Origin of the sequence: Streptomyces sp. NPDC007095 (assembly GCF_040634475.1) — a bacterium.
GTDB lineage: Bacteria > Actinomycetota > Actinomycetes > Streptomycetales > Streptomycetaceae > Streptomyces.
Genome location: NZ_JBEYFS010000453.1, coordinates 1 through 3,480 on the forward strand (window position 1 = coordinate 1; position 3,480 = coordinate 3,480).

General features: G+C 73.6%; 2 protein-coding genes. Both read left to right on the plus strand.

Annotated features, from left to right (window positions below; translation table 11 throughout):
* Positions 1–227 precede the first annotated feature (227 nt).
* On the plus strand, positions 228–1,565 hold the full coding sequence (locus ABZ656_RS57115) for an FAD-binding oxidoreductase (protein ID WP_360280542.1): 1,338 nt from the start codon (positions 228–230) through the stop codon (positions 1,563–1,565).
* A gap of 69 nt (positions 1,566–1,634) precedes the next feature.
* The gene (locus ABZ656_RS57120; protein WP_360280545.1) at positions 1,635–3,275 is read left to right on the plus strand and encodes a PucR family transcriptional regulator; all 1,641 of its coding nucleotides are present in this window, start codon (positions 1,635–1,637) and stop codon (positions 3,273–3,275) included.
* Positions 3,276–3,480 lie beyond the last annotated feature (205 nt).

The following is a 3,480-nucleotide window of genomic DNA, read 5'->3' on the forward strand; positions in this document are numbered from 1 at the left end:
GTACGAGGGCCTGTGCCCGGCACGCCGAGAGCACGCACCTGACGCCGCAGGGCCCGCCCTCCGGGCGGACGACGGGAATTTGACGACAGGACCTAAGGGGCACGGGGCTGTGACACTGTGCGGCTCCGCCGCCTGGGCGCGGCCAGCCCTCACCGGCCCGCGGCCTCACAACAAGCCCCTAGGCTGAAAGCAGTCCCGTCCCCTACCGAAAAATGGGGGCAACTGCGATGTCCCCCTTCTCAAAGGCCCACACCCGCCTCGCCGCCCTGCGCGCGGACCTGACCGGCGACGCTTTCAGGCCGGAGGACCCCGGCTACGACAACGCCCGCAAAGTCTTCAACGCCCGCATCGACCGCCACCCCGCAGTGATCGCCCAGTGCGCAACCATTGCGGACGTAGTCCATTCGGTCCGCTTCGCCCGGGACCTGGACCTCCACATCGCGATCCGAGCCGGCGGCCACAGCCCGGCCGGGATGTCACTCAACGACAACGGCCTGGTCATCGACCTGCGCCGGATGCGCACGGTGACCGTCCACCCCGGCTCCCAGACGGTACGGGTCGAGGGCGGCGCCCTGATGAGCCACCTCGACCACGCCACCCAGCCCCACGGCCTGGCCACCACCGGCGCCCGGAACTCCACCACCGGCGTCGCCGGCTTCGCCCTCGGCGGCGGCACCGGCTGGCTCGACCGCGCCTTCGGCCTCGCCGTCGACAACCTGCTCGGCGTAGAACTGGTCACGTGCGACGGCTCGCAGATCCAGGCCACCGATCGCGAGAACCCGGAACTCTTCTGGGCCCTGCACGGCGGTGGTGGCAACTTCGGCGTCGCCACCGCACTGACCCTGAGACTGCACCCGCTGCCGGATTTCTCGATCGCCCTGCTGACATACCGCCCGGAGACCGGCCCGGACGTGGTCCGCACCTACCGCGAGATCATCGAGACCGCCCCGCCGGAGACGGGCGGCGGCATCATCCGCGCACAGCTGGTCGACGCGCTCCTGACGTACGCGGGAGCCGAGCAGGACCTCCGCAAACTCGCCCGGCCGCTGCTGGCGCTGCCTCACGAGGCCGAGATGCTCACATCCCTCCCCTACGCCGCCTTCCAGCGCATCCTGGACAGCCCCCCGGGCCTGCGGAACCACTGTTCCGCGGAGTCCCTGACCTGCCTGCCCGACGAGGCCGTGGACGTCTTCTGCGAGCTGGGGAACGCCATGCCGATGCCCACGGCCACCCGGCACTCGCTGTACCCGCAGGGCGGCGCGATCGCCTCCGGCCCGGACCGCTTCCCGGTCCCGTTCCGCGACGCCCGGTGGACCGTGCACCCCTTCGGGATGTGGGAGGACCCGGCCGACGACGGGCGCTGCGTCCAGTGGGTCGAGGACGTGCGCGCCGCCGTCCGGCCGTGGAGCACCGGCGCGGTCTGCCTCAACCTCATAGGCGACGAGGGCGCGGACCGCGTGGTGGGCGGCCTCGGCGCCGGGAACTTCCGACGGCTGGCCGCGGTGAAGGCCGCGTACGACCCGGACAACGTCTTCCGCTTCAACCACAACATCCCGCCCCTGTAGCGAGCGGCTCGGCCTCGGACATGCCTCCGGGAGGCCTCCCCGGGTAGCGTCCGCTGCATGGACAGCCGTGTGGACAGCCGTGTGGACAGTCGATTCGACACCCAGGGCGCCGGAATCACCGTGCAGCGGGCGCTGGAGCTGCCCGGACTGCGCAGCGGGCTGCCGGAGATCCTCGCAGGCGCCGACCGGCTGGGCCGCACCGTGCGCTGGGTGCACGCGGGCGAGGTCCCGAACATCGCCTCGCTCCTCAAGGGCGGCGAACTGCTCCTGACCACGGGCTACGGCCTCGGTACCCGCCCCGCCGACCAGCGCGCGTTCGTCCGCACCCTCGCGGAGCGCGGTATCGCGGCGCTCGTCGTGGAGCTCGGCCCGCGCTTCACCCGGCTGCCCTCGGCCCTCGTGGAGACGGCCCGCTCCGCCGGCCTCCCGCTGGTCCAGCTGCACCGCGAGGTGCCCTTCGTGGCGGTCACGGAGGAGATCCACACCGAGATCGTCAACGGCCACTACGCGCTGCTGCAGCGGGCCGAGGAAGTGCACCGGCGCTGTACCGAAGCCCTCCTCGGCGGCGGGGGCATACCCCAGGTCCTCGGCATCCTCGCGGACTTCAGCGGCAACCCCGTCTTCCTGGAGACCGCGGACGGACAGCTCCTGTACGCCGCGGGGGCCGGCCCCGCCGGCGCCGACCCGCTCCAGGTGTGGGAGGGGCTGCGCGGCCAGCACAAGGAGGAGCCGCCCGCCGGGACGACCCTCGTGGACGTGCCGGGCGGCGGCCCCGGCACCGGTTCGGTACGCGCCCGGCTGGTCCTCCTTCCCGTCAGCGCCCCGGTCGCCCCCGTGCACCGGATCGCGGCGGAGCGGGCCGCGGGCATCCTGGCCGTCGTCCTCATGCAGGCCCGCCAGGAGGAGGAGCTCGCGGCACGCGGACGCGGCGACTTCCTCACCGACCTCGCGGAGGGCCGTATCGCCGCCGAGGACGCCCCCGCACAGGCCCGCGTGCTCGGCTTCAAGCCCGGCACCAGCCCGCTCCTGCCGGTCGTGATGCGGCTCGCCGACGGCCCCTCCCCCGGCGGCGGCTGGGCCGTCCTGGCGCGCGCGGTCGCGGAGGAGCTGGCCTCGGTGGGAGTCCCGGTCCTTCTGGGCGTACGCCCGGTGGAGGGCCGCGTCCCCCTGCTGCTGGGCCTGCGTTCGGAGTCCGAGCGCGCCGCGCTCGCGGACCGGGTCGCGGCAGCGCTCAGGGCGGGCGTGGAGCGCGCGGGCATGCAGCGGCCGGGGGCACAGCCGCCCGTGGTGGTGGTCGGGGTCGCGGGCGGCTGGGCGGCGGCCTCGGCGGGCCTGCGGCACGCGGCGGAGACGGCGACGGCCGCACAGGGTCTGACGGACCGCCCCTGGTACGACGCCCGCCGCCTCGACACCGACCTGCTCCTGTGGCGGCTGCGCGACCATCCGGACCTGGCGGCCTTCGTGGACCGCGCCATCGGCCCCCTCCGCGACCACGACCTCCGCTCCAAGCCGCCGCTGCTGCCCACCCTGGAGACGTACTTGGCGCACGCGGGCCGCAAGGCGGAGACGGCCCGCGAGCTGCACCTGAACCGGCAGACCCTCTACAACCGCCTCGCCCGGATCGGGGAGTTGCTGGGCACGGACCTGGACGACCCGCAGACGGTACTGGCGTTGAGCCTGGCACTGCGAGCACGACGGCACGTGCCCTGAGTCACCGGACGGCCCCTGGGCCCTGTCGGCAAATTCCCGTCTGCCCCGCGACGCCATGCACGCACTCTCGCCACAGGGCCCGCCCTCCGGGCGGACGACGGGAATTTGACGACAGGACCTAGTGCCGCAACAGGCAACGTTCGCCCCGTCGCGACGCCCGGCACGCACTCTCGCCGCACCGGCCGAAAGCCCAAGTACGTCCAGT